This window comes from Undibacterium sp. Ji42W, from assembly GCF_049340405.1.
Classification (GTDB): Bacteria; Pseudomonadota; Gammaproteobacteria; order Burkholderiales; family Burkholderiaceae_D; genus Undibacterium.
Window position 1 is genome coordinate 495,232 of sequence record NZ_JBMPOV010000001.1, and the last position, 25,843, is coordinate 521,074.

Annotated in this window: 28 protein-coding genes, 1 tRNA gene and 1 riboswitch; of the genes, 13 read left to right on the plus strand and 16 right to left on the minus strand. The window is 48.8% G+C overall.

Going from position 1 to position 25,843, the window contains the following annotated elements:
• Positions 1–27 precede the first annotated feature (27 nt).
• The 13 genes from ACO0LG_RS02370 to ACO0LG_RS02430 all read right to left on the minus strand — a co-directional run bounded on the left by ACO0LG_RS02370 (position 28) and on the right by ACO0LG_RS02430 (position 12,819).
• Positions 28–504, minus strand: coding sequence for a NuoB/complex I 20 kDa subunit family protein (locus ACO0LG_RS02370; protein ID WP_422970442.1), 477 nt, complete (start codon positions 502–504; stop codon positions 28–30).
• 6 nt (positions 505–510) lie between these two features.
• Positions 511–870, minus strand: a complete 360-nt coding sequence (locus ACO0LG_RS02375) for an NADH-quinone oxidoreductase subunit A (protein ID WP_110253971.1) — start codon at positions 868–870, stop codon at positions 511–513.
• A gap of 114 nt (positions 871–984) precedes the next feature.
• Positions 985–1,069, minus strand: a tRNA-Leu gene (locus tag ACO0LG_RS02380).
• Between the two features lie 85 nt (positions 1,070–1,154).
• Complete coding sequence (secG, locus tag ACO0LG_RS02385; RefSeq protein WP_423022926.1) at positions 1,155–1,547, minus strand: preprotein translocase subunit SecG; 393 nt, start codon at positions 1,545–1,547, stop codon at positions 1,155–1,157.
• Between the two features lie 41 nt (positions 1,548–1,588).
• Positions 1,589–2,332: a triose-phosphate isomerase gene (gene tpiA / locus ACO0LG_RS02390; RefSeq protein WP_423022928.1), complete on the minus strand. Its 744-nt coding sequence runs from the start codon at positions 2,330–2,332 to the stop codon at positions 1,589–1,591.
• Between the two features lie 192 nt (positions 2,333–2,524).
• Complete coding sequence (locus tag ACO0LG_RS02395) at positions 2,525–3,505, minus strand: NAD(P)H-quinone oxidoreductase (protein ID WP_423023288.1); 981 nt, start codon at positions 3,503–3,505, stop codon at positions 2,525–2,527.
• A 125-nt stretch (positions 3,506–3,630) separates the two neighbouring features.
• Positions 3,631–5,772 (minus strand): polyribonucleotide nucleotidyltransferase, encoded by a 2,142-nt coding sequence (gene pnp, locus ACO0LG_RS02400; protein ID WP_423022930.1) that lies wholly within the window; start codon positions 5,770–5,772, stop codon positions 3,631–3,633.
• Positions 5,773–5,997: 225 nt separating this feature from the next.
• Entirely contained in the window at positions 5,998–6,267 is a 270-nt protein-coding gene (gene rpsO / locus ACO0LG_RS02405) for a 30S ribosomal protein S15 (protein WP_110253976.1), read from the minus strand.
• Between the two features lie 141 nt (positions 6,268–6,408).
• Positions 6,409–7,947: a 2-isopropylmalate synthase gene (locus ACO0LG_RS02410; protein ID WP_423022932.1), complete on the minus strand. Its 1,539-nt coding sequence runs from the start codon at positions 7,945–7,947 to the stop codon at positions 6,409–6,411.
• A gap of 411 nt (positions 7,948–8,358) precedes the next feature.
• Positions 8,359–9,228 (minus strand): CDP-diacylglycerol--serine O-phosphatidyltransferase, encoded by an 870-nt coding sequence (pssA, locus tag ACO0LG_RS02415; RefSeq protein ID WP_423022934.1) that lies wholly within the window; start codon positions 9,226–9,228, stop codon positions 8,359–8,361.
• 307 nt (positions 9,229–9,535) lie between these two features.
• Entirely contained in the window at positions 9,536–10,552 is a 1,017-nt protein-coding gene (gene ilvC / locus ACO0LG_RS02420; RefSeq protein WP_423022936.1) for a ketol-acid reductoisomerase, read from the minus strand.
• A gap of 60 nt (positions 10,553–10,612) precedes the next feature.
• On the minus strand, positions 10,613–11,104 hold the full coding sequence (ilvN, locus tag ACO0LG_RS02425; protein WP_110253980.1) for an acetolactate synthase small subunit: 492 nt from the start codon (positions 11,102–11,104) through the stop codon (positions 10,613–10,615).
• A complete protein-coding gene (locus ACO0LG_RS02430) occupies positions 11,104–12,819 on the minus strand; it encodes an acetolactate synthase 3 catalytic subunit (RefSeq protein WP_423022938.1) in 1,716 nt (571 codons plus the stop codon). The genes ilvN and ACO0LG_RS02430 overlap by 1 nt, the downstream gene beginning before the upstream one ends.
• Positions 12,820–13,027: 208 nt before the next feature.
• Between ACO0LG_RS02430 and ACO0LG_RS02435 the strand changes: the two genes are divergently transcribed.
• From ACO0LG_RS02435 to ACO0LG_RS02495, 13 genes are all read left to right on the plus strand, one after another.
• Positions 13,028–13,351, plus strand: a complete 324-nt coding sequence (locus ACO0LG_RS02435) for a hypothetical protein (protein WP_423022940.1) — start codon at positions 13,028–13,030, stop codon at positions 13,349–13,351.
• A gap of 47 nt (positions 13,352–13,398) precedes the next feature.
• Entirely contained in the window at positions 13,399–13,968 is a 570-nt protein-coding gene (locus tag ACO0LG_RS02440) for an RNA polymerase sigma factor (RefSeq protein ID WP_423022942.1), read from the plus strand.
• On the plus strand, positions 13,965–14,381 hold the full coding sequence (locus ACO0LG_RS02445) for a DUF3619 family protein (protein ID WP_423022944.1): 417 nt from the start codon (positions 13,965–13,967) through the stop codon (positions 14,379–14,381). The genes ACO0LG_RS02440 and ACO0LG_RS02445 overlap by 4 nt, the downstream gene beginning before the upstream one ends.
• A 2-nt stretch (positions 14,382–14,383) precedes the next feature.
• Complete coding sequence (locus tag ACO0LG_RS02450; protein ID WP_423022946.1) at positions 14,384–15,106, plus strand: DUF3106 domain-containing protein; 723 nt, start codon at positions 14,384–14,386, stop codon at positions 15,104–15,106.
• 4 nt (positions 15,107–15,110) lie between these two features.
• Positions 15,111–15,629, plus strand: coding sequence for an RDD family protein (locus tag ACO0LG_RS02455; RefSeq protein ID WP_423022948.1), 519 nt, complete (start codon positions 15,111–15,113; stop codon positions 15,627–15,629).
• Positions 15,630–15,691: 62 nt separating this feature from the next.
• On the plus strand, positions 15,692–16,363 hold the full coding sequence (locus ACO0LG_RS02460; RefSeq protein ID WP_423002905.1) for a TetR/AcrR family transcriptional regulator: 672 nt from the start codon (positions 15,692–15,694) through the stop codon (positions 16,361–16,363).
• On the plus strand, positions 16,360–16,941 hold the full coding sequence (locus ACO0LG_RS02465; RefSeq protein WP_423022950.1) for a TIGR00730 family Rossman fold protein: 582 nt from the start codon (positions 16,360–16,362) through the stop codon (positions 16,939–16,941). The genes ACO0LG_RS02460 and ACO0LG_RS02465 overlap by 4 nt, the downstream gene beginning before the upstream one ends.
• Positions 16,942–17,046: 105 nt before the next feature.
• Complete coding sequence (locus ACO0LG_RS02470) at positions 17,047–17,256, plus strand: DUF3460 family protein (RefSeq protein ID WP_423022952.1); 210 nt, start codon at positions 17,047–17,049, stop codon at positions 17,254–17,256.
• 45 nt (positions 17,257–17,301) lie between these two features.
• Positions 17,302–18,159: a segregation and condensation protein A gene (locus tag ACO0LG_RS02475; protein ID WP_423022954.1), complete on the plus strand. Its 858-nt coding sequence runs from the start codon at positions 17,302–17,304 to the stop codon at positions 18,157–18,159.
• Between the two features lie 62 nt (positions 18,160–18,221).
• Positions 18,222–19,061: a pantoate--beta-alanine ligase gene (panC, locus tag ACO0LG_RS02480; protein WP_423022956.1), complete on the plus strand. Its 840-nt coding sequence runs from the start codon at positions 18,222–18,224 to the stop codon at positions 19,059–19,061.
• Positions 19,062–19,114: 53 nt separating this feature from the next.
• A complete protein-coding gene (locus tag ACO0LG_RS02485) occupies positions 19,115–19,963 on the plus strand; it encodes a cobalamin-binding protein (protein ID WP_423022958.1) in 849 nt (282 codons plus the stop codon).
• A gap of 82 nt (positions 19,964–20,045) precedes the next feature.
• Positions 20,046–20,942: an EamA family transporter RarD gene (gene rarD / locus ACO0LG_RS02490; protein WP_423022960.1), complete on the plus strand. Its 897-nt coding sequence runs from the start codon at positions 20,046–20,048 to the stop codon at positions 20,940–20,942.
• Between the two features lie 48 nt (positions 20,943–20,990).
• Positions 20,991–21,090: riboswitch (TPP riboswitch) on the plus strand.
• Between the two features lie 57 nt (positions 21,091–21,147).
• On the plus strand, positions 21,148–23,295 hold the full coding sequence (locus ACO0LG_RS02495; protein ID WP_423022962.1) for a TonB-dependent siderophore receptor: 2,148 nt from the start codon (positions 21,148–21,150) through the stop codon (positions 23,293–23,295).
• Positions 23,296–23,451: 156 nt separating this feature from the next.
• On the opposite strand, the gene ACO0LG_RS02500 is transcribed toward ACO0LG_RS02495, so the two are convergent.
• The 3 genes from ACO0LG_RS02500 to ACO0LG_RS02510 form a co-directional block, all read right to left on the minus strand.
• On the minus strand, positions 23,452–24,204 hold the full coding sequence (locus tag ACO0LG_RS02500; protein ID WP_423022964.1) for a CPBP family intramembrane glutamic endopeptidase: 753 nt from the start codon (positions 24,202–24,204) through the stop codon (positions 23,452–23,454).
• A gap of 161 nt (positions 24,205–24,365) precedes the next feature.
• Complete coding sequence (locus tag ACO0LG_RS02505; RefSeq protein WP_423022966.1) at positions 24,366–24,917, minus strand: TetR/AcrR family transcriptional regulator; 552 nt, start codon at positions 24,915–24,917, stop codon at positions 24,366–24,368.
• Between the two features lie 386 nt (positions 24,918–25,303).
• Positions 25,304–25,810: a hypothetical protein gene (locus tag ACO0LG_RS02510; RefSeq protein ID WP_423022968.1), complete on the minus strand. Its 507-nt coding sequence runs from the start codon at positions 25,808–25,810 to the stop codon at positions 25,304–25,306.
• Between the last annotated feature and the right edge of the window lie 33 nt (positions 25,811–25,843).

The window sequence follows — 25,843 nt, forward strand, 5'->3', positions numbered from 1 at the left end:
TTTATTATTGCCCCAGCGATCGCGCGATTAACGAGCAATGGTATTGGTACGTTTGATCTTGTTTTGCAACTGTATGATGCCGTACATCAGTGCCTCAGCGGTTGGCGGGCAACCTGGCACATAAATATCAACTGGCACAATACGGTCGCAACCACGCACTACAGAATATGAATAATGGTAGTAACCACCACCATTGGCACAAGAGCCCATGGAAATAACCCAGCGCGGCTCTGCCATCTGGTCATACACCTTGCGCAGCGCAGGCGCCATTTTATTACACAGCGTACCGGCAACAATCATGACGTCAGACTGACGTGGCGATGGACGAAACACCACCCCAAAACGATCCAGATCATAGCGCGACGCACCAGCATGCATCATCTCCACCGCACAGCAAGCCAGACCAAAGGTCATCGGCCACATGGAGCCGGTGCGCGTCCAGTTGATCAACTTGTCAGCGGACGTCGTCAAAAAGTTTTCGTTGAATACACCTTCAATTGCCATAATCCATCACTCCCAATCCAGAGCGCCTTTTTTCCAGATGTACCAAAATCCAACGCCAAACTCGAGCACGAAGCCGAGCATAATCAGAAAACCTGTCCAGCCCAAGTCACGCATTGCCACACCCCAAGGGAAGAAGAATGCAGTTTCCAGGTCGAACAAAATAAACAGAATCGCCACCAAGTAGTAACGCACATCAAATTTCATGCGCGCGTCTTCGAATGCCTCAAAACCGCATTCGTAAGCAGAATTTTTTTGTGAGTCTGGTTTGTAGGGAGCAAGAACACGCCCCAGAATTTGCGGCACCACACCAACGGCGATACCAACCAGAATAAAGAGAAGAACTGGGAAATAATTTTCGAGGTTCACGTTAGGCTACCTGTAATTGAATGCCAGATTGAAGCAAGTCACCTCTCAAGATGAGACAATAAGAAATGACTGCTTCCTCGACCAGACCAGCAAAGAAAACTGGCCTTATTTTTTTGGTGCCGACGACGAGACTCGAACTCGTACAGCTTTCGCCACTACCCCCTCAAGATAGCGTGTCTACCAATTTCACCACGTCGGCTTAAGCCCAGCATTCTACTATGTATAGCCTCATTGTTCAACGCGCAATTGCAGCAATTCAATGTTTTTTGCTAAGCAAAATCAAATTATTTTGGAATCTGACCCGCTTGACCAGCAGAAGAAGCCGGTGCGGATGTTGCAGTTGCAGCAGAAGCTGCTGCCGGCGCACTTGCAGGCGCAGCATTTGTCGCAGGCTGAACTACAGTCACACCCTCCATGACACCACCAGAAGGCTTGCGGGCACCAGTACTAAATACCGCCAGACCCAGGGTTGCCGCAAAAAATATGGCAGCAGCGATACCTGTTGCCTTGGACAAGAAATTGGAAGAGCCAGTTGCACCAAACAAACTACCAGAAGCACCAGAACCGAAAGAGGCCCCCATATCAGCACCTTTACCGTGCTGCAATAAAACCAGACCAATAATTGTCAATGCAGACAGAATCTGAATAACGATGACCAACGTGTGTAAAGTTTGCATTCAAAACATCCAAGTAAAAATTAAGTACTACAATAAACCAATTAACTGGCCGCGATAATTGCAAGGAAATCTTGTGACTTCAGTGCAGCTCCGCCAATCAAACCACCATCAATATCGGGCATTACCAACAATTCTTTGGCATTTTCCGGCTTCATGCTACCACCATACAAAATCTGTACTTTTTCTGCCGCACCAGCATCACGAACAGCGACTAGCTGACGCAGGAAATGATGCACATCTTGCGCCATTTCAGGCGTTGCTGTTTTACCGGTGCCGATGGCCCATACAGGCTCATAGGCAATCACCACACCATCCAGGCTACTCAGCACGTCAAGCACGGCATTCAACTGCGCCGCGACAACCGCATTCGTCTGACCACTCTCGCGCTGCTCCAGCGTTTCGCCCACACAAACTATGGGCAAGACACCATGCTTCAACAATTGCTGCGCCTTCTGCGCTACCAGCTCATCTGTTTCAGCATGATAAGCACGGCGCTCAGAGTGCCCGACAATTGCATATTTACAAGCACTATCCTGCAACATGGAAGCGGAAATCTCACCCGTGTAAGCACCATGCGCATGCACAGACACATCTTGCGCACCCCAGGCTACTACAGTCCCACTCAACAATTCCGCACATTGCGCAAAGTAAGGCGCAGGAGCACAAACCAGCACATCACACTGCACATTGGCAGGCAAGCCTGCCTTGACTTCAGACAACAATGAATGGTTAGCAGCAAAACTACCATTCATTTTCCAGTTACCGGCTATTAAGGTGCGTCGCATAGTGAGCCAAAATATAAATAACCGTCTATTGTAGCCTTCACCGCAGACAGGGTCAAACCAGCAAGACCAGTTTTTACATCCTGAAGTTACTATAAAGACATAATTACATCAAATTCATGACCTATATGGCAATTTTGAAAGTATCAGCACATTCAGACACAGGTTTGACCCAAAAAAACGGCAAGTAACAGGCTAATCCAGAGTCAGCATGATTTTACCGATATGCAAGCCGCCCTCCATCATGGCATGCGCCTGTGCAGCCTGCTCCAGAGGGAAAACCTGATGTATTACGGGGACTATTTTTTTTGACGCCAGCAGCGGCCAGACGTGCTCTTGTAGCTCTGCTGCAATTTTTGCCTTGAAAGCAACGGAGCGCGGCCGCAGTGTCGAACCCGTCACCGTCAAACGTCTGCGCAAAACTTGCGCCAAGTCAAGCTCAGCCACATTTCCACCCAGCAGAGCAATAATCGCCAACCGGCCATCATCTGCCAAACAATTGATTTCTTTTGGGACATAAGAGCCAGCGACCATATCCAGAATGACATCGGCGCCCTTGCCAGCCGTTAATTCCTTGACGACCTCGACGAAATTTTCAGTCTTGTAATTAATGCCGCGCTCTGCACCCAACGTTTCAGTTGCCCTGCACTTTTCATCCGATCCTGCCGTGGCAAACACCTTATGGCCCAAGGCTTTGGCAATTTGAATTGCTGCCACACCTATACCCGAAGTACCTCCCTGCACCAGCAAGCTTTCACCCGGCGACAAATGCGCCCGCTGAAATACATTACTCCAAACCGTAAAGTAGGTCTCTGGCAAAGACGCTGCCTCTATCATAGTCAAACCAGTTGGCACCTTGAGGCACTGGCCCGCAGGAGCCACGCAATACTCCGCATATCCACCGCCCTGCACCAATGCACAAACCTGGTCACCCAACTCAAAACCACTACCCTGCACAGCACCACCGACTATTTCACCACCTACTTCAAGGCCCGGCAAATCTGAAGCACCCGGCGGTACAGGATAAAAACCAAGGCGCTGCAAGACATCAGGGCGATTCACGCCAGCCGCTCTGACCTTGATCAATAACTCCCCCTTACCCGGCACTGGCACAGGCCTGCTGCACATTTGCAAGACTTCAGGCTTACCATACTGAGTGATTTCAATTGCGCGCATTTCAGTTTTCATCTTTAACCTTTGTGTGAATCCAGCGATACCATCCGCGATTGTAAGCCAATAAAAAAACGCCCGTGCAAGACGGGCGTTTTCAACTCTGACAGACCAGTCGGTCTGAGAATTTATTACTGCTGTTGCTGCTGCTGTGGCTGAGCCTGAGCTTCAGACTCAGAAGCCGCTGCTTTCATTGACAACTTGAAGCGGCCACGATCATCAGTTTCCAACACTTTAACGCGTACTTGCTGACCTTCTTTGAGGTAGTCAGCAACTGCATTCACGCGCTCATTGGCGATCTGGCTGATGTGCAGCAACCCATCCTTACCTGGCATGATTTGCACAATCGCGCCGAAGTCCAGTAATTTCAATACTGTACCTTCGTAGATTTTACCAACTTCAACCTCTGCAGTCAGTTCTTCGATACGGCGTTTGGCTTCCTGACCAGCTGCTGCATCGACAGAAGCGATAGTCACTACGCCTTCATCGCTGATGTCGATTTGCGTGCCTGTTTCTTCTGTCAGTGCACGAATCACTGCACCACCCTTACCGATCACATCACGGATTTTTTCAGGGTTGATCTTGACAGTGATCAGACGTGGCGCGAAGTCAGACAATTCAGATTTGCCGACAGGTACGGCTTCTTGCATTTTACCCAGAATATGGATACGGCCTTCTTTGGCTTGCGCCAAAGCGACTTGCATGATTTCTTTAGTGATACCCTGGATTTTGATATCCATTTGCAGGGCTGTAATGCCTTCTGCAGTACCGGCCACTTTAAAGTCCATGTCGCCGAGGTGATCTTCATCACCCAGGATATCTGTCAGAACAGCAAACTTGTTGCCATCCTTGATCAAGCCCATGGCGATACCGGCAACGTGCGCTTTCATCGGCACACCAGCATCCATCAACGCCAGGCAGCCGCCGCAGACAGAAGCCATGGAAGAAGAACCATTGGATTCTGTAATTTCGGATACCAGGCGCACTGAGTAGCTGAAATCTTCCGGATCAGGCAGAGCAGCTTGCAATGCGCGCTTAGCCAGACGGCCATGACCGATTTCACGACGCTTAGGTGTACCAACGCGACCTGTTTCGCCAGTAGCGAACGGAGGCATATTGTAATGCAGCATGAAGCGGTCAGAGTATTCACCCATCAGCGCATCAATTTTTTGTTCATCGCGAGCAGTACCAAGGGTGGCGATGACCAAAGCCTGCGTTTCACCGCGTGTGAACAAGGCTGTACCATGCGTACGTGGCAACACGCCAGTACGGATGCTGATAGGACGCACAGTGCGCGTATCACGACCATCAATGCGTGGCTCGCCGTCCAGGATTTGGGAGCGAACGATTTTCGCTTCCAGATCAAACAGGATATTGCCAACTTCTGATGAATCAGGAGCAGCCTCGCCTTTAGCAGTCGCTTGTTCAGCCAGTGCCGCGGCGACTGTTGACGTTGCCGCCTTCAATTGCTCAGTACGTGCCTGCTTTTCTTTGGTTTGATAAGCAGCACGCAACAAAGGCTCTGCGACCGCGCTTACAGCAGCAATCAATGGCTCATTTTTTGCAGCAGGTGCCCATTGCACTTCAGGCTTGCCACCGTCACGCACCAGCTCATGGATCGCATTGATAACCGCTTTCATCTGCTCATGACCGAAAACAACTGCGCCGAGCATAATCTCTTCAGACAATTGCTGTGCTTCAGACTCAACCATCAACACGGCTTGTTCAGTACCAGCAACAACCAGGTCCAGCTTGGATTGCTTCAATTGCGTTGCGGTTGGATTCAATACATATTGACCATCAATATAACCAACGCGTGCTGCACCAACCGGACCACTGAATGGGATACCCGCCACGGAAATCGCTGCGGAAGCACCGATCATTGCAGCGATATCAGGATCGATTTCTGGATTGACGGACAATACATGAATGATGACCTGAACTTCGTTCAGATAACCTTCTGGGAACAGAGGGCGAATTGGGCGATCGATCAAACGGGAAGTCAGTGTTTCTTTTTCTGATGGACGACCTTCACGCTTGAAGAAACCGCCAGGAATACGGCCTGCAGCGTAAGTTTTTTCCATGTAATCCACGGTCAGAGGAAAGAAATCCTGACCTGGTTTTGCATCTTTCCTGGCAACGACAGTCGCCAATACAACGGTATCTTCTATGGATACCAGGACTGCACCCGATGCCTGGCGAGCGATTTCGCCAGTTTCCAGTGTTACCTGGTGCTGACCATATTGGAAGGTTTTAGTAATTTTATTAAACACAATGTGTCCTTTCTATTTGCCGACAGATTTTCAGGCGCTGTCGTTCACCTCACCACGAGCAATCCGCCTGGATTGCTTTTTGCCTGTTTTTTAATATTTACATCAAAAACCGGGCTAAAACTGGATAAAACTAAGTGAAACCAAAACTCTAGATGGACAAAAAGCCTGCGACAGTTAAATGACGCAGGCTTTTTGCTACAAATCTTTTGCTAAATTCAGCAAGAATTACTTACGCAAGCCGAGTTTTTCGATCAGTGAGCGATAGCGATTCAAGTCTTTACCTTTCAGGTAAGACAACAGACTCTTACGACGGTTAACCATCATGATCAAACCACGACGTGAGTGGTGATCTTTAGAGTGAGCTTTGAAGTGACCATTCAGATCATTGATACGTGCAGTCAACAGAGCAACTTGCACTTCAGGAGAGCCTGTGTCGTTTTGACCACGGGCATTGTCCGCTACGATAGCGGCTTTTGCATTTTTTTCGATAGACATGATTTTCCTTAACATGCGATAACAATAGTCGCTGCTTTTATAAAAACAGCTACAAAACCATCATTATCGTGACATAACAATCCCACCAGAATGGCAGGACGCGTGACTATAACACCGTTTTTAGCCAGAATCAAATCTGCTTTAAATCTGGGGGTTCAATTTCTCTGTCTTCGATTGCAATTTATTCAATGCCGACAGATAGGCTTTCGCCGAAGCAACGACGATATCAGGATCAGCACCCACTCCATTGACGATGCGGCCAGCCTTGGAGAGACGCATGGTGACCTCGCCCTGCGACTGCGTACCAGTGGTAATCGCATTCACCGAGAACAGCAACAACTCTGCCCCACTCTGCACCTTGGAATCGATGGCATTGACGATAGCATCGACCGGGCCATTACCATTACCCTCGCAAGTGACTTCCTTGCCATCTGAAGTAAATACGACTTTGGCGTAAGGCAATTCACCTGTTTCTGAACGTTGTGACAAAGACACATAATGGAAGGCATCATTATTGTGTGCATGCTCTTCGTCAGACACCAGGGCAAGAATATCTTCATCGAAGATGTCAGACTTCCTGTCGGCCAGCTCTTTGAAGCGGGCAAAGGCTGCATTGACTTCAGTTTCCGACTCCAGTGCGATACCCAATTCTTCCAGACGCTGCTTGAAGGCATTACGGCCAGACAATTTACCCAGTACCAGCTTGTTGGCGCTCCAGCCCACGTCTTCGGCACGCATGATTTCATAGGTATCACGCGCTTTCAAGATACCGTCCTGATGGATGCCGGATGCATGGGCAAAGGCATTTGCACCAACGACGGCTTTATTTGGCTGCACAGCAAAACCGGTGATTTGCGACACCAGCTTGGATGCAGGCACGATCTGGCTGATATCAATCCCCAGTTGCAAATCAAAATAATCTTTACGGGTACGCACCGCCATGACGATTTCTTCGAGTGCAGTATTACCGGCACGTTCGCCCAGGCCATTGATGGTGCACTCAATCTGGCGTGCGCCGCCTATCATGACGCCAGCCAGTGAATTGGCAACAGCCATGCCCAGGTCATTGTGGCAATGTACCGACCAGACTACCTTGTCTGCATTAGGGATGCGTTCACGCAGGGACTTCAACATATTGCCGTACAGCTCAGGCACGGCATAACCGACGGTGTCAGCAAAGTTGATCGTCGTTGCACCTTCTTTAATAACCGCTTCCAGCACGCGACACAAGAAATCCATATCTGAACGGCTACCATCTTCAGGGCTAAATTCAACATCATCCGTAAAATTACGGGCATAGCGCACAGCCTGTATGGCTTGTTCCAGCACCTGGTCTGGCGTCATACGCAATTTCTTTTCCATATGCAAAGGAGAAGTCGCGATGAAAGTATGGATACGCTTACGCTCTGCTGCCTGCAAGGCTTCGGCAGCACGGGCAATATCACGGTCATTGGCGCGCGACAAAGAACAAATCGTCGAGTCCTTGATGATAGAGGCGATCGCCTTGATGGATTCAAAATCACCTGGCGAAGCAGCCGCAAAACCGGCCTCAATTACATCAACTTTCATTCTTTCCAGTTGCTTGGCAATACGGATTTTTTCATCCTTGGTCATGGATGCACCAGGGGATTGTTCGCCATCGCGCAAAGTTGTGTCGAATATGATGAGTTTGTCGGCCATGTTATTGCTCCTGATATGAATTTAAGTCTGAAATGTTGTAGATGAAAAACTGTAAACTGAGAATATTCTTTGACCTGCCCTTGCAAGACGCACATGGGTGGCGAGACTACTCGAATTGTGGGTATAGGGGAATTTAGCGCGTGAACGCTAGTAGAGATGCCAGCAATAGCGATAGCAGGCCAGACAGGCCTGCCATAGTGTTTTTTGCTATTGATGTGAATGTGAAGTTCATGCCAAAGACTATAAGCGCAATGGCAAAAAAGTGCAAGAATTTATAGCAGGAAAATCCAGTTTTTATGAGGCAAAAAAGCAAAAAAGCCGCGATACATTTTCCGTATTGCGGCTTTTCTTGAAAAACGCCGAATTTAATCTGGCATTGCGCGTTTTGATATCGACTTTTTTGATGAAGACTTATTTATCATCATGGTGATGATCATCCACAGTAGTCTGCACGATGCTGACTGGCCTGCCCTTGCGCCAGCGCCACAGCAAGACGACATAACCAGACAAACCATACAGGACAAACAAACCAAACAAAACCTTGGGCGGATCACTGACTACCGCAACATAGGCAAGCACGATGAGGAAAGGCGCAATGAATGGCACTGACTTACGCAGGTTCACGTCCTTGAAACTATAAAAAGGCACATTGGTCACCATCGTCAACCCAGCGAACAAGGTGATACTCCAGGTACTCCAGCTCAAGTCGTGCCGAAGAAAATGCAAGTCCTCCATCAGCAAGACAAAGCCGGCAACCAGCGCCGCAGCAGCAGGACTGGGCAAGCCCTGGAAATACCGCTTATCGACCACACCAATATTGGTATTGAAACGTGCCAGACGCAAAGCTGCACCGGCGCAATAGACAAAAGCCGCCAGCCAGCCAAGCTTGCCCATTCCCTTCAACGACCATTCATAAGCCACCAGTGCCGGTGCAGCACCAAAGGAAATCATGTCTGACAAACTATCGTATTGCGCCCCAAACTCACTCTGAGTATTGGTCATGCGGGCGACGCGCCCATCCAGACTATCCAGTACCATAGCCACGAAAATTGCCAGTGCAGACTGGTCAAAACGTTGATCCATTGCCATGACAATCGCATAAAAACCGCAAAACAAGGCTGCAGTCGTAAATGCATTCGGCAACAGGTAAATACCACGCCTCGGCTTGGCTGGGGTGCGTATATCACTCGCTTCCTGCACACTCGCGGCTGTATTCTTGCGCACACCCTTGGGGAAGAGCTTGAAACTACCTTTGGGTTTTCGTTTTAATATAGGTGCCATTCTTGCTATCGTCAACTGTGAAGTATATTTCTTGCCAGAGCAAGGAAGGAAAAAGTGTGCGAAGTATAACCCCGATTATTAGCAATGAAAACAAACGCAGGGACATGGTTCTACACATTCAAACATCAAATATACATCCTCATTCACATTTAACTACATATTAAATGCACACATATTTAAATGCACACATATCTGGTAAGGAGCCATGAGGCCCTGAAAGTAAAAATCGCCCTTCCGGGCGATTTTTAGTCTTCGAGCTGCGTGCGCCTACGAGCGCACACTGGATGATGCCCGGCAATCTCGGCAATTAGTTTTTGCTTTGATCAACCAGTTTGTTCTTCGCGATCCAAGGCATCATGGCACGCAATTTTGCACCCACTTCTTCGATCTGATGCTCGGAAGTCAAGCGGCGGCGGGAAATCAAAGTTGGTGCACCCGCTTTGTTTTCCAGAATGAAGCTCTTTGCGTATTCACCAGTCTGAATATCTTTCAGACATTGGCGCATGGCGTTTTTGGTATCTTCTGTAACGATGCGTGGGCCAGTCACATATTCGCCGTATTCTGCATTATTGGAGATCGAGTAATTCATGTTGGCGATACCGCCTTCATAGATCAGATCAACGATCAGCTTCAATTCATGCAGACATTCGAAGTAAGCCATTTCTGGTGCGTAACCAGCTTCAACCAGGGTTTCAAAACCAGCTTTGATCAATTCAACCGCACCGCCACACAGAACTGCTTGTTCACCGAACAAATCAGTCTCTGTTTCTTCACGGAAGTTGGTTTCGATGATACCAGCACGGCCGCCGCCGTTAGCCATCGCATAAGACAGGGCGATGTCACGGGCAGAACCGGATTTGTCCTGATACACAGCGATCAGGTGGGGCACGCCACCACCCTGGCTGTAAGTACCGCGTACAGTATGGCCAGGTGCTTTAGGGGCGATCATGATGACGTCAAGATCGGCGCGTGGCACAACTTGGCCGTAATGAACATTGAAGCCGTGGGCAAATGCCAGCACTGCGCCTTGCTTGGCGTGAGGCGCAACGTTTTCGTTGTACACCTGGGCGATGTTTTCATCTGGCAGCAAGATCATGATGACGTCAGCTGCTTTAACTGCGTCGTTGACTTCAGCCACGTTCAAACCGGCATTTTTTGCCTTGTCCCATGACGCACCGCCTTTACGCAGGGCGACAGTCACTTTACAGCCGGAATCATTCAAGTTTTGTGCATGGGCATGACCTTGGGAACCGTAGCCGATGATAGCAACGTTTTTGCCTTTGATCAGGGAGAGATCACAATCTTTATCGTAGAAAACTTTCATTTTGTATCCTAATAATTAAATATTTTTTACAGGGAAATGGCGTATGCCTGAAACTATTTTTTAAACCTTGAGGATGCGTTCACCGCGCCCTATGCCTGAACCACCGGTACGTACCGTTTCCAGAATTGCCGTGCGGTCGATGGAATCGATGAAAGCATCCAGCTTACCTTTATTACCGGTCAATTCTATGGTGTAGGTCTTTTCGGTGACATCGATAATGCGGCCACGGAAAATATCTGCGGTGCGCTTCATTTCTTCGCGCTCCTTGCCGACCGCTCGTACCTTGATCAGCATCAGTTCGCGTTCTATGTGCGCGCCTTCGGTCAAATCGACCACCTTGACTACCTCAATCAGGCGGTTCAAATGTTTGGTGATCTGTTCGATGATGTCATCGGAACCAGAAGTCACGATCGTCATACGCGACAGGGTCGGGTCCTCTGTCGGTGCCACCGTCAGGGTTTCAATGTTATAGCCTCGGGCGGAAAACAGACCAACCACACGGGACAATGCACCAGCTTCATTTTCAAGAAGGATGGAAATAATATGTCTCATTACAGATCCTCCGAACCCAGCAACATTTCAGTCAAGCCCTTGCCTGCCTTGACCATGGGCCAGACATTCTCGGTTTGATCAGTAATGAAATTCATGAATACCAGCCTGTCTTTCATGGCAAAGGCTTCACGCACTGCGCCGTCTACATCTGCAGGGTTTTCTATCTTCATGCCAACGTGACCGTAGGCCTCGACCAGCTTGGTAAAGTCAGGCAAAGAGTCCATGTAAGACTCGGAATAGCGTGAACCATAATCAATTTGCTGCCACTGCCTGACCATCCCAAGGAAGCGGTTGTTCAACAAAACAATTTTCGGCGTCAGGTGGTATTGCTTGCAGGTTGCCAGTTCTTGTATGCACATCTGTATCGAGGCTTCGCCAGTGATACAGGCAACAGTCGCATCCGGGTTGGCCATCTGCACACCCATGGCATACGGCAAACCGACACCCATGGTGCCCAGGCCACCGGAATTGATCCAGCGACGTGGCTTGTCGAAGCGGTAGTATTGCGCAGCCCACATCTGATGCTGGCCTACGTCAGAGGTCACAAAGGCATCGCCCTTGGTCACTTCCCAGACTTTTTCAACCACAGACTGTGGCTTGATGACTTCATTTGAAGTCGGATATTTCAGGCATTCACGACCACGCCATTCATTGACCTGTTTCCACCAGGTAGCCAGCGCCTTGGGATCAGGGCGCGTCTCAACAGCACTCAGTTGTGACAACATTTCCTGCAAGACGTCTTTGACATTACCGACGATAGGAATATCGACCTTGACGCGCTTGGAAATCGACGAAGGGTCAATATCAATATGAATGATCTTGCGTGGATGAGAAGAAAAATGCTTGGGATTGCCGATCACACGGTCATCAAAACGTGCCCCAATGGCGATCAGCACGTCACAGTGCTGCATGGCCATATTGGCTTCGTAAGTACCATGCATGCCTGGCATGCCGACGAATTTTTCATCGCTGGCACGGTAAGCACCGAGACCCATCAGGGTATTGGTACATGGAAAACCGAGCAAATCGACCAGCTTGTTCAGCTCCGGCGCAGCATGCGCGAGGATCACGCCGCCACCGGTATAAATCATGGGACGTTCAGCCTGCAACAGCAGTTGCACAGCCTTGCGAATTTGACCTGCATGCCCTTTATCGACTGGCTTGTAAGAGCGCATTTCGACTTCTTTAGGGTAGCTATAGGTAGTTTTGTGCATGCTGATATCCTTGGGGATATCCACCAGCACAGGGCCGGGACGACCTGTCGTTGCTATATAGAATGCCTTTTTGACGGTCTCGGCCAGGTCCCTGACGTCTTTCACCAAAAAATTATGCTTTACGCAGGGACGGGTAATACCGACGGTGTCACATTCCTGGAAAGCATCCTGGCCGATAACGGCACTGGGCACCTGACCTGAAATGATCACCATGGGGATCGAATCCATATAAGCAGTTGCCAGTCCAGTCACCGCATTGGTAACACCAGGTCCGGAAGTGACCAGAGCCACGCCTACTTTATTGGAGGAACGGGAATAAGCATCGGCAGCATGTACTGCAGCCTGCTCATGACGCACCAGGATGTGTTGAAACTTGTCCTGATTGAAGATTGCATCATAGATATAGAGTACGGCACCACCCGGATATCCGAATACATGCTCAACACCCTCTTCGGCAAGACACTTGACAAGTATCTCTGCGCCTGTAAATTCTGAACTCATAAATTGTGTCCTTTCAAGGTCCATAGGAGATTGATCGGATGTTCTTTCCTGGCGAAATCGACATGTAAAATACCGGAAAGCTGAAGTCCCTTTACGTGCGGTCACATTCCCCTTTACACATCCGTTGGATATGGTACCAGGCAAGGCTTAGAGCACTCGTTCATTCAGTATTAAGGCTTTACAACGACAGACTTCTCACGCTTGTGGCATGGGTCAGAACAAACAGCTTCTTAAAGCGAACCTGTCGGTGTCAACATTGTGGGTTGTTCCAGACAAGTATTTTGTGCCCCGAGATTTTGGAGCGGACTCACAAGGTACTGCGTCGCAGCAATTTGGTCAAGGAAAATTCTATAAGAAAAGAAACTTATTTGACTTTAAAATGTTATCAAATGACAATAAACCACAAAATTCAGGACATAAGCACGTATTTTTGCTAGCATGTGCGCAATTTTGCATAGCCAGCCTTTTTAGTTTAGCGCCATTGATCAACGCCAAATGCGCAATGACCACGAAAAAGCTGCGCCTGCTATAACAACGTAACTCAACGCAAAGCGAACGTAAAGCGCGTAACTGCCAACAATGGCTACAGACAAAGAATTATCCAGCTTTTTGGAAGGTGTGGAACGACGCGCTTTCAAACATGCTGTCTACACGGTAAGAAATGAAGAGTCTGCTCTGGACATTGTCCAAGAGGCAATGATCAAGCTCGCCGAAAAATATGGCGACAAGCCTCCAGCTGAATTACCCATGCTTTTTCAGCGCATACTGCAAAACACCATCCTGGATTTTTTTCGCCGGGAAAAAGTCAGAAACACCTGGGTCAGCCTGTTTTCCAGCATCACGCCGTCGAATAACCAGGACGATGATAATTTTGACTTGCTGGAAAGTTATGCTGAAGAAGGCTCGGAATCATCCGAATCCAGCGCAGACAAGATAGAACGTGAGCAAGTTCTCAACATAATTGACGAAGAAATAAAAAAACTTCCAGCACGTCAACGGGAAGCATTCCTCATGCGTTATTGGGAAGACATGGATGTAGCGGAAACCGCCGCTGCAATGGGTTGCTCAGAAGGCAGCGTCAAAACACACTGCTCCAGAGCAACACACGCATTGGCCGTCACGCTCAAGGCGAAAGGAATACACCTATGAATTACTCAAAAGAAGCTAAAGACCTTGAGTTTGCTTACAAGGTAAGACGGGCGCTGAACGAGTCAGCAGAAAGCCTGCCCGCCCCTACCCTTGACAGACTGGCACTGGCACGCAAGACGGCTTTGGCCCGCAAGAAGCAGGAAGCACCGGCAGCCGTGAAGGTATTCAAGGGCGTGCTGGCTGGCAACGCTGGCTTTTCTTTCCAGGGGCCAGGTTCCTGGATGGGCAAACTGGGCCTGGCCCTGCCTTTGCTGGTCCTGGTTGTTGGCTTGCTGGGCATTTATGAATACGAGCAACAGCAAAACATTAATGAACTGGCAGATATCGATACTGCCGTTCTTGTGGATGAATTACCGCCAGCCGCCTATGTTGATACCGGGTTCAGTGCTTATTTGAACAAAACAGAGGAGTAGTAGTGACGTTTGCGTTAATACCGAATACTGTTTGTCTCATTATTCTGTCTCTTGCAATACCGCTGGCTTTTGCCGGCGGTATTTCTGTTCCTGCGTCCAATCCACAAAGTACAGTGAATACAGCTAAGACCAGCACTGGCCTGCTGGGTGGCAGTACCCTGAGCAAACCGCTATGGACAGAACTCAGCGCTGCACAGAAACAGGCTTTGGCACCATTGAGCCCGGAATGGGACAAGATGTCAGAACTCGGTAAGAAAAAATGGCTGGGGATCGCCGATCGCTACGCAACGATGAAGCCGGACGAACAAGCCAGGTTGCAAGAACGCATGCGTGACTGGGTCAAACTGACCCCTGAGCAGCGTATGGCCGCCCGCGAAAACTACGCAAAATCAACACAACTCAAGCCTGAGCATAAGTCGGCTCAATGGCAACAATATCAACAGCTGAGCGAACAAGAAAAAAAACGCCTCGCAGATGAAAACCAGAAAAAGAAAAGTGTGACGAATCTGCCATCGGAATCTGTCAAGAATCCAAAAATCCTGGCACCTATCAAGGTTGGCCCGACACCATCGACGTCATCAGTACCAGCGGTTAAAGTAATTACACCGCCTGCGGCAGCTATCGCTGCACCTGCCGTTTCAGCCTCCGCAGTTGCAGCTACTCCACCGGCAGCTACTGCTACCGACACCACCGCCACCAGCGTGCCCGCGTCCCAAAACAAGTAATCCCGTGAATTCTGATCTGACTGCACCAGCCATACGTCGCCGCCTGATTTGCATGGTCTATGAGGCCATGCTGCTGTTTGGCATCGTTTTTGTCTCGGGCTTTATCTTTGACGTCATCACTCAGAGCAGGCATGCCCTGACTTTACGTCACGCCCGCCAGTTCTGGCTGTTTCTCGTTATTGGTGCCTATTTTGTGTTTTGCTGGAGTCGTAGCGGCCAAACCCTGGCGATGCAAACCTGGCGTATCAAGGTGGTTGATCTGGATGGTGGCAAATTGCCTGTGGTGAAGGCTATAGTGCGCTACTGCCTGGCCTGGATGTGGTTTTTGCCAGCCATGGCACTGGACAATCAACTAGGTCTCAAAGAATGGCAAATGGCTGGCTTGGTCATTGCTGGCATGTTCGCCTGGGCATGCACTGCCCGTTTCGACAAGCAAGGCCAGTTCCTGCATGACCGTCTGGCCAAGACCAGATTGATTCATATTCCCTCAGAAATTGAGCTGAAAGCACAGTCGGGAACCTGATACCCTTTTGATGTTGCGCTTTCAATGTTATTCTTATGAAATAAATTATCGAGAAGAATGACATGCAACACAAAGCTCCTCGTCGCACCAGGGAACGTATACTTGAGTTATCCCTGCGCCTTTTCAACGAATTCGGTGAACCCAACATCACCACGACCGTGATTGCTGAGGAAATGAACATTTCCCCTGGCAATTTATATTATCATTTTCGCAACAAAGACGATATCGTCAACTCCATCTTTGTGCAATTCGAGGCAGAGATCAATAAGAAGCTGGCTTTTCCCGAAGGGCGCAAAGCCAATATCCAGGATATATGGACCTACCTGCACCTGACGTTTGAACTGGTCTGGCGCTATCGCTTTTTTTACCGCGACTTGAATGACTTACTCTCCAGAAACCGCAAGCTGGAATTGAACTTCAAAGAAATACTCACGCACAAGATCAAGGTAGCAACAGAGTTGTGCAATGGCTTGCGCGCCGATGGCGAGTTTGAAGCCAACGACATAGAGATTGATGCCCTGGCCACCAATATGGTGGTAGTGGCGACTTACTGGCTGTCGTATGAGTATGTGCGCAATCCACGCAAATACACAGAGCTGCAAACCATGTCCGAATCGCTGGCACGCGGCTGCTATCAGGTGATCGTCCTCATCAGCCCTTACTTGCGCGGCGAAACCAAGAATGTCTTTGAAAAACTGTCGCAAGACTATTTGCGCAAGATCAATCCAGCATGAAAAATATTTGCGTCTATTGCGGCTCTTCGCCCGGCATTACTGAAGACTATGCCATTGCAGCACGCCAACTGGCTGCTGAACTGGTCAAGCAAGACCTTGGTCTGGTGTATGGCGGCGGCAATGTCGGCCTCATGGGCGTGATCGCAGATGAAGTCATGCGTCTGGGTGGCAGAGTCACAGGGGTCATTCCTAAAGCACTGATGGACAAGGAAGTTGGCCATACTGGCCTGAGCTCCTTGCATGTTGTTGCCAATATGCATGAACGCAAGGCCATGATGGCAGAATTGTCAGATGCCTTCATCGCCATGCCTGGTGGCGTAGGCACGTTGGAAGAATTATTTGAAGTACTGACCTGGTCGCAACTAGGCTTTCACGAGAAACCTGTTGGTTTATATAATATCAATGATTTTTACCGGAAATTGCATGATTTTCTGTTGCACACGGTAGAACAGGGATTCTTGCGGCCTGTCCACCTGGACTTGTTGTATATAGAAACCGATCCAGCCCAGATATTGCAAAAGTTTGCTGCATATCGTCCCCTGCATGTAAAAAAATGGCTGGAAGTCAAAGACCTTTGATTTCTCTGTATGCTTGAAGCTTTACTCAAGGGCTAAAACCGCATGGCAAGACCAAAAGCAGAGTAAAATGCGGCTTCATCCGACTTTTCGTGTTTATTTCAAATTATGAAATTCTCCAAGCAATTCTCTTTGTACGAATCCGAAGCAACTAACTTCATCAAAGACTTGAAAAAAGCCAACCCTGCAATGGAACAAAACCAGCGCGATGGCCGCGCCCTGCTGTGGGATAAGCAAGCGATAGATCTGGATACGCAAAAACGCAATCTGGAATCGCGCATCAATCAGCAAGCCTACGTGTATCAAAACAAAGGCTAAGGCTAATATAGCCTGCCTTGATACCCTGATCAATCCGGAAAGCTAGTGAGCGCCACAGCAGCGTTAACCCCAACCGATTTACCTTTGGTTGGCGCAATCGACAGCACGCCTGATGTTGTCGATGGTCTGGCATTTGCCAAGCTGTATGGTGAGCCGCTATTCAAGCTACCGAATGACCTTTACATCCCGCCCGATGCTCTCGAAGTATTCCTGGAGGCATTTGAAGGCCCGCTGGATTTGCTGCTGTACCTGATACGCAAGCAAAACTTCAATATCCTCGACATCCCCATGGCGCAAGTCACGCTGCAGTATTTGCAGTATGTTGAACAGATACGCAAACACAATCTGGAACTGGCGGCTGAGTATTTGTTGATGGCAGCCATGCTCATCGAAATCAAATCGCGCATGCTGCTACCCTCCAACAAGAGCGCAGATAGTGAAGAAGCCGATGATCCGCGCGCAGAACTGGTACGCCGCCTGCTCGAATACGAACAGATGAAGCTGGCTGCTTACGATCTCAATGCAGTGCCACAACTGGGCCGTGACTTTTTGCATGCCCAGGTGTTTGTCGAACAAAACACCGTGCTGCACTGGCCACATGTAGATATCGCTGATTTGCAATCAGCCTGGGCAGATGTATTGAAGCGCGCAACCCTGGTCGCCCATCACAAGATCAGCCGTGAAGAACTGTCGGTGCGCGAACACATGACCGGCATTTTGCGCAAGCTGCAGTCATCCAAGTTTGTTGAATTCTCTGACCTGTTTGATGTCAGCCGCGGCGCGCCGGTGCTGGTAGTCAATTTTGTGGCCCTACTTGAACTGGCCAAAGAAACCCTGATAGAAATCACCCAGGCCGAAGCCTTTGCGCCAATTTATGTACGTCTGGCCTATTCGCCGACGTGATTGATGCGTCATCATCCATTCGTGCCACGACACCAACCTATTTATTACTACAGAGCTGCACCATGAAAATCGTTTCCTCCATTGAAGAGTTGCGCGACCAGTTAAGCGGGCAATTGCGTACTGCATTTGTGCCGACCATGGGCAATTTGCATGAGGGGCATTTATCCCTAATGCGCCTGGCAAAAAAACATGGCGACCCTGTCGTTGCATCGATTTTCGTCAACCGTCTGCAGTTTGGCCCGAATGAAGATTTCGACAAATACCCGCGCACTTTCCAGGCTGACGTAGAGAAGCTGGAAAAAGAAGGCGTGTATGTCCTGTTTGCCCCCACTGAAAAAGACTTGTATCCGGAACCGCAAGAATACCGGGTGCGCCCACCGGATGACCTCGGCAATATACTTGAAGGTGAATTCCGACCAGGCTTCTTCACTGGAGTGACCACTGTTGTACTGAAGCTGTTTTCTTGCGTGCAACCACGCGTTGCCGTCTTTGGCAAAAAGGATTACCAGCAGCTCATGATAGTACGCAATATGAGCAAGCAATTTGCCTTGCCGACTGAAATTATCGCTGCCGAAACTTTCAGGGCAGAAGACGGCCTGGCCCTGTCTTCGCGTAATATGTATCTGTCGCCAGAAGAACGTGCCGAGGCACCTGCCTTGTACAAAGTCTTGAACGAAATAGCAGCAGAAGTACGCGGAGGTCATCTGGATCTGTTTGAGCTCGAACGTCAAGCCATGGCAAAACTGGCGACACGCAACTGGAAGCCGGATTACATCTCAATACGCAAACGCGCCGACCTGCAACCGCCGTCTGCCGGCGACATCGCCCAACAATCACCTCTGGTGGTGGTCGCAGCAGCCAAGCTCGGCGGTACGCGCCTGATCGACAATCTGGAAATCTGATGCGCCGCTTGCAATTGCGAACAGGCAGCGCTGCACTTGCAAGCTGCCTTATCATGAGCCTGGCCTTACCTGTTCTTGCCCATGCATCCATCACTGTACTGGATGATGCGCAACGCCCAGTCACGATGGAAAAGCCAGCGCAACGCATCATCAGCCTGGCACCGCATATTACCGAGATATTGTTCGAGGCTGGTGCGGCAAATAACCTCATCGCGGTGACCGATTACAGCGACTATCCAGAGGCGGCGAAAAAACTGCCATCGATAGGCAATATTTTTGCACTGGACCTGGAGCGCCTGCTCTCCCTCAAACCAGATCTGGTTATTGTCTGGGGTACTGGCAATGCCAAAATCCTGGCCAATAAATTGCGCAGCAACCACATCACTGTATTTGAAAGTGAGCCTCACAATTTTGAAATGGTAGCAACTTCAATAGAAAGACTGGCAACCCTGGCAGGGACTGAAAGCGCTGGTAAAGCCAATGCACAAAAGTTCAGGCAGCGTCTCGACAATCTGCGCAAGATTTATCAATTGCCAGCAGGGGCAGCACCGGTCAGCGTGTATTATCAAATGATACGCAGGCCGTTGATGACCATCAATGACACGCATATGGTGTCCGACTCCATACGTCTGTGCGGCGGCAAAAATGTATTTGGCCAGCTCAAGGAGTTGAGTTCAACGATCACCAATGAAGCAGTGCTGACAGCCAACCCTGACGTCATATTCAGTAGCGGTGAAAATATCGACAGTATGGCAGACTGGAAGCAATACCCCATCCTGACAGCAGTAAAGAAAAACAATTTCTATACGGTCAAAGGGGACTGGCTCAATCGCGCCGGGCCGCGCATACTCGATGGTACCGAGGCTCTGTGTAAACATCTGGCAACAGCAAGAAGCAAATAGGCACTGGCAGCAAACAATTTCTTTTCAAGCGATAATGTTTTCCTTGCTTGCTGCCGCAAGCCTTACAGATTGATTGCTACTCATGCGCCAAGGTATTTTGTTTGCAGGCTCCGCGTATTTCCTATGGGGTTTGTTCCCCATTTATTTCAAAAGCCTGCACGATGTGCCTGCACTGGAAATCCTGCTGAACCGCATGTTGTGGTCGCTGGTATTCCTGGTTGGGGTATTGACCTGGCGCAAGCAATGGACCTGGGTCAGTGCAGCAATCAGGCAACCAAAACTGATAGGCGGTTTTGCACTTAGCGCAGTACTTTTATCAGTCAACTGGTTTGTGTATATCTGGGCTGTCAATCATGGCCATATCGTTGATGCCAGCCTCGGTTATTTCATCACGCCCCTCGTCAATATCCTCATAGGCTCAGTTTTGCTGCGTGAGAAACTGCGCCCTGGTCAATGGCTGTCAGTAGCGTTGGCTGCTGTGGGCGTAGCCTGGCTGACAATACAGACAGGCCACCTGCCATGGATAGGCCTGGTGCTGGCAACGACCTTTGGCACCTATGGCTTGTTGCGCAAGACCTCCGCACTGGGCGCACTGGAAGGCTTGTCACTGGAAACCACCCTGCTCTTTCCATTTGCTTTTGGCTGGCTATGCTGGATGACTTTGCAAGGGCAAAACAGCTTCATCGCCAGCAGCGTGGATATCAAGATGCTGTTGCTCATCAGTGGCCCGATTACTGCTATCCCCTTGTTGTTGTTTGCGGCAGGTGCCCGTCGCATACCGATGACAACACTGGGATTATTGCAATATATTTCACCGCTGGTGCAATTATTGATTGGAGTCTGGCTATACCACGAGCCGTTTGATTCCAATAAGCTGGCAGGCTTTATCGCCATCTGGGCAGCGTTGGTCGTGTATTCAGCTGAGGGGCTGTGGCGTAATTTCAGAACTGTCAAAGTCGAAGCTAAACAAACTACATAGGCACATAACAGCTCAAAAAGCCACTCCGGTGGTTTCGTGTTAAACTGCTACCTACGCTAGGGGTCCTGGGGATAATAATTTCCGGGTGAGAGAGTCCCTTCTACCTGATCTGGATAATGCCAGCGAAGGGAAGCGCAAAGTCCCGGCTATTCTTGCTTCTTTGTTTGCTCCCGCGCTGTCACCCACAACGCACCAAGAGCAAACAATGTCTAACAATACTGTCTTACGCCCAAGTTTATTACGCCCCACTGTACTTGCATTTTCCATTGCCCAGGCTTGCCTGTTGCTATCTTCTGCTTATGCACAGAGTACACCTGGCAACGATAAATCGCTGCCAGAAGTAACGATCACTGGCAGCAAAGGTACGGAAACCAAGGTTGAACGCAGCAAGGTCACTGGTTTTATTGATGCAGCGTTGCTGGATACGCCCAACTCAGTGAATGCCTTCAGCACGACACAGATGCAAGACTTGCGCATACGCCAGACCACCGATGCGATGAAGTTTGATGCCAGCGTCAATGATTCCTATAACGCGATTGGATATGCCGAGCAATTCTCTATACGCGGCTTTGCCCTGGATAATTCCAGCAGCTACCGCAAGGATGGTTTTGCCATACCAGGTGATGCGGCCATCCCCCTGGAAAACAAGGAACGCATAGAAATACTCAAAGGTATTGCAGGCTTTCAGGCTGGTTTTGGTACGCCTGGGGGCATCATCAATTATGTGACCAAGCGTCCGACCAGCTATGCTGTTCGCTCCGCCACATTTGAAATCAGCGAGCGCGGTACCGTATATGGCGCTGCAGATATCAGTGACAATTCCAGCGACAAGCAATTTGGCTTTCGCATCAATGCAGCGGGTGAACGCCTGCGCTCTTATGTCAAAGGCGCAGATGGTAATCGTCAGTTCGTTTCTGCCGCATTTGACTGGCACATCACACCACAAGCGCTGTTGCAAATAGATGCTGACTACCAGCACAAATCCCAATTGTCGGTACCCGGTTTTCAATTATTCAATGGCACGGATTTGCCACAAGGTGTCCCTGCTGACCTGATGCTGAATGCGCAGCCATGGGCAAGACCGGTAGATACCCGTAACAGCAATCTGGGGCTGCGTTTTGAATACCAGATCAATGCTGACTGGCGCGCCAGTGTCTCTGCCAACAAGCATGAATTCAAACGTGATGACTACACTGCATTCCCATATGGCTGCGGTGCCGCCAACCTGTACCCAGGTTACTGCGCAAATGGCGACTATGATGTGTATGACTATCAAAGCGTGAATGAATCCAAATCACTGTGGGGCACGCAAGCACAACTGAATGGCAAATTCAATGCGGGCGGCATGCAGCATGAACTGGCTGTGGGCCTCAGCAATTCACAGCGCAAAGATTATTTTGGCGACTATGTCTATGACTATGCGGGCAGCAGCAATTTATTTCGCCCTGTCAGCGTGATGCCATCTACAAATAAAACTGGTCCCGCAATTTTGCGCCGCACTGACAAGGAATGGTCAGCATTTGTACAAGACATTATCAGCCTGCAAGATAATCTGAAACTGCATCTGGGTCTGCGTTATTTGAATATCTCGCGCACGCAGTTTGATAATCCAGGCTATGACCAGAACAAGCTCCTGTCGACGACAGCACTGGTCTTCAAACCAACACAGCAAATTTCTGTTTACGGCAGTTTTGCACAAGGCTTGGAGCATGGTGGCATCGCCCCGTTCGGCACCAGCAATGCCAACCAGATGCTGAACCCCGGCAAATCCACGCAAATTGAATTGGGTGTAAAGGCAGATGTAAAGCGCGACCTGAGTCTGTCTGCTGCTATCTTCCGCATCAAGAAGCCACTGGAATATACCAATATCAGCAATACCTATGTCAGCAATGGTGAAGCACTGCATACTGGTCTGGAGCTCTCTGCCCAAGGCAAGCTGACATCGCAACTGAATCTGGGTGCCAGCCTGACTGCGCTGGATGCCAAACAGCAAAACACTGGCATCAGCAGTCTGGACGACAAGCGTGTCATGAATGTGCCGCGCTTTAAATCTACTGTCTATACCGATTATGCGGTAACTGAAGTCAAGGGTTTGAATCTGAACGCGAGTTGGCAATATGCCAGCAGCAAGGCATTCAGCCCCGACAATAGTGTGACGGTACCGGGTTACCACGTCGTCAATCTGGGAGTGCGCTATGCGACACAAATTGGCAACACAGCCACTACCCTGCGCTTCAATATCGACAATGCACTGGACAAGTTTTACTGGCGTGATGTGACGCAATCACTGGGTGGTTATTTATTCCCTGGTGCACCGCGCACTTATAAACTGTCAGCACAATTTGATTTCTGATGGATTCCAGATAGATTCGCTTCATAAAAAAGACAGGTTTTTAAACCTGTCTTTTTTTATTTCTGCTGCTTGCACATCTTGAATGTCGCCTGGATTATGGCTATGGCAATGCGGTTATTTTACGGCGAGTTGCTCTTGCTATCTGTCACCGCGATTTCACCAATTTGCACTTATGAGTCCGAAGCCGGCGAGAATATCCCACCCCGCGTGTTCGATAATGCCAGCACGTATATTGCCGCGCCATTTGGCGAGAATACCCAAGATGAGTCCATGCAGCACGATTGCTACTACCGAGCTAAGGCCTTCATAAGCATGTCCAATCCCGAACAGGATAGCCTGGAGCAAGATAGCGATACTGACATTTCCCGTCATTAAACCAAGTTGGCGTTGGAGATAACCTCGAAATACTATCTCTTCACAGATGCCGGCACTGATTGATAAACATATCCAGACAGTGACTCCAAATAAGCCGGTCGGCTTGGAAGAAAGAATCGGGTTACTGGATTGCGAAATTTGGTCAGGCAAGAGAGTATGCACAAAGTATGAACATACATAAATCAGTGCGAATGCCAGTACTGCAAAGGCACAATCGCTGATAAATTTATTCGTGGCAAAGCGCTTTAACTCAAAAAATTCCAAAATCGAACGACCATAGCCTTGCATGCCTTTATAAATGAAAAATGCCCAATACCAGAGTATGACGATCATGATCAAATTGGTTTTGATCATTTGAGACGGATCGGGTACATGGGAAACGGCAGGCTTATTTGAAGCGTTCAACACACCGGCCACCAGCAAAATCATGACAATGCCAAACAAAGTCAACGTATGTCTGGGTGAAGCCAATAATTTCTTTGGATTTTCTATTATTTCCGTCCCGCTTATTGAGGTGCTATTGAGCTTGTTCATACTGGGCGTATCCTTATATTTGGTGTGTATCATAGGGGATAAAACATTTGGAAATTTATCGTTGCTATGCAAGCCGGATGTAAAAATGCAGCGCGCTTCTGCATTTTTCCTTGCCACTATCCTCAGGTTTTTACTTCCACAAAGCATAAGATTCATGCTCCCTATGTTTTGAATCTTTCTGTGTGTTGACCTAACAGAGAAACAAAGAATTTCAATGCGGCAGTAGTGCGGTCCAGATCGCCTGTGCTCATATATTCCAGCACCAGGCCGTCGATCACTGCACTGCATAAGCTTGCGATCGTGCGGCGGTCTGCCGATTCAGGTATGCCATGCTCCAGCACTTCCAGCCAGCTAGAACTCGTGTCGGATAAGAATTGTGCATAGACTGCGGGATTTTGCAGCGCCAATACTTGGACCTCGAAAAGCAAGCGCACATAAGGAATGTTTTCTATATCTGTAATCCAGTTCCAGAACGACTCCATACTCGCTTCACCCTGGGTATCCTGCATCATTCTGATCACTGATTGCTGGACACGCGCACGTACCATCTCCATCACAACCGTGATCAGTTTTTCCTTGGATTCAAAGTGATAAATTAATAATCGCGCACTGGTTCCGATTTTTTCTGCCAATGGCCGCAACGATAACTCGGCCAGTCCATGGGCCAAAAAATAGTCAAGCGCGTTATCGCGCAATTCATCTCGTCTGTTCATGAAACGAATGTTACATGAAACAGTCGTTTCATGCATGCAAATTACTGGAAATTGACTTATTTTTGACACATTTTAAAAATGGGCTTTCTGCCAGTCACTTACACTCAATCCACCGAACTTAAGCGGGCTATCTGTTGCGTGGCAGTTGAATAATTGATTTGAGCGACTCCTGCACATGATCCTGAGCTTGGGGCTCAGGATTCGTAGCGATACGAGCAAGGCTGACTAGCGATCGCTTGCAATGACCGTGTTAAGCGCTTCGAGAGTTTAGTGCTGAGTAGATGCGCCGCCACATAACGGCTTTAGAATGGGGGCGACTGGTATCTCGCTCAGGACTTTGCTAAACCGACGAGCGAGGATTGATTGAGCGACTGAAGGCTGGACAGCTAACCGACCGCTTTTTCTTCACTTTTTTTGAAAGAAAAATAATTTAGGAAAGGTAAGGCGCCAAAGAGAGCAAAGATTAATTGAACCACAAGCAATAGAATTTTAATTAATCCATCCGTTGTGGATTGAATTCCAATGGAAGTAACTAAAATCAACATGGACGATGCACTTATATAATCCAGCCACACAGCAGGAGGAGCGACTTGTTTATTTAATTCGTTTACAGGTGAAAGATCAATTAATTTCCTCCCAAACCTGGTACGCAAGAACAAATAAATGACTTGTAAAAAAGGCGCATAAGAAAGAAGTTGCTGCAAATTTTCAACTTCAGTAAATAGCATTACGCTATAAATTGCGCAAAATAACAAATTAGCGGCAATAAAAATCGGCAACAGGGCGCGATATTGATTCCATTCAATCACTCGTATTTCGGATCGCCATTTTTTCCCGATAAGCGGATACAGAATATTGATTCCGGAACCGTTTTTACCTGATAGTAATAACAAAATAAATCCTTTTTCTTCTACGTTAGCCGCGAC

Coding starts and splice junctions, on each gene's coding strand:
- ACO0LG_RS02370 (WP_422970442.1), bottom strand. CDS start 504: ATGGCAATTGAAGGTGTATTCAACGAAAACTTTTTGACGACGTCCGCT.
- secG (WP_423022926.1), bottom strand. CDS start 1,547: ATGCAAACTTTACACACGTTGGTCATCGTTATTCAGATTCTGTCTGCA.
- tpiA (WP_423022928.1), bottom strand. CDS start 2,332: ATGCGACGCACCTTAATAGCCGGTAACTGGAAAATGAATGGTAGTTTT.
- ACO0LG_RS02395 (WP_423023288.1), bottom strand. CDS start 3,505: ATGCGCGCAATTGAAATCACTCAGTATGGTAAGCCTGAAGTCTTGCAA.
- rpsO (WP_110253976.1), bottom strand. CDS start 6,267: ATGTCTATCGAAAAAAATGCAAAAGCCGCTATCGTAGCGGACAATGCC.
- ACO0LG_RS02410 (WP_423022932.1), bottom strand. CDS start 7,947: ATGGCCGACAAACTCATCATATTCGACACAACTTTGCGCGATGGCGAA.
- pssA (WP_423022934.1), bottom strand. CDS start 9,228: ATGGCACCTATATTAAAACGAAAACCCAAAGGTAGTTTCAAGCTCTTC.
- ilvC (WP_423022936.1), bottom strand. CDS start 10,552: ATGAAAGTTTTCTACGATAAAGATTGTGATCTCTCCCTGATCAAAGGC.
- ilvN (WP_110253980.1), bottom strand. CDS start 11,104: ATGAGACATATTATTTCCATCCTTCTTGAAAATGAAGCTGGTGCATTG.
- ACO0LG_RS02430 (WP_423022938.1), bottom strand. CDS start 12,819: ATGAGTTCAGAATTTACAGGCGCAGAGATACTTGTCAAGTGTCTTGCC.
- ACO0LG_RS02435 (WP_423022940.1), top strand. CDS start 13,028: ATGGGTCAGAACAAACAGCTTCTTAAAGCGAACCTGTCGGTGTCAACA.
- ACO0LG_RS02440 (WP_423022942.1), top strand. CDS start 13,399: ATGGCTACAGACAAAGAATTATCCAGCTTTTTGGAAGGTGTGGAACGA.
- ACO0LG_RS02445 (WP_423022944.1), top strand. CDS start 13,965: ATGAATTACTCAAAAGAAGCTAAAGACCTTGAGTTTGCTTACAAGGTA.
- ACO0LG_RS02460 (WP_423002905.1), top strand. CDS start 15,692: ATGCAACACAAAGCTCCTCGTCGCACCAGGGAACGTATACTTGAGTTA.
- ACO0LG_RS02465 (WP_423022950.1), top strand. CDS start 16,360: ATGAAAAATATTTGCGTCTATTGCGGCTCTTCGCCCGGCATTACTGAA.
- ACO0LG_RS02470 (WP_423022952.1), top strand. CDS start 17,047: ATGAAATTCTCCAAGCAATTCTCTTTGTACGAATCCGAAGCAACTAAC.
- panC (WP_423022956.1), top strand. CDS start 18,222: ATGAAAATCGTTTCCTCCATTGAAGAGTTGCGCGACCAGTTAAGCGGG.
- ACO0LG_RS02485 (WP_423022958.1), top strand. CDS start 19,115: ATGAGCCTGGCCTTACCTGTTCTTGCCCATGCATCCATCACTGTACTG.
- rarD (WP_423022960.1), top strand. CDS start 20,046: ATGCGCCAAGGTATTTTGTTTGCAGGCTCCGCGTATTTCCTATGGGGT.
- ACO0LG_RS02495 (WP_423022962.1), top strand. CDS start 21,148: ATGTCTAACAATACTGTCTTACGCCCAAGTTTATTACGCCCCACTGTA.
- ACO0LG_RS02500 (WP_423022964.1), bottom strand. CDS start 24,204: ATGAACAAGCTCAATAGCACCTCAATAAGCGGGACGGAAATAATAGAA.
- ACO0LG_RS02505 (WP_423022966.1), bottom strand. CDS start 24,917: ATGAACAGACGAGATGAATTGCGCGATAACGCGCTTGACTATTTTTTG.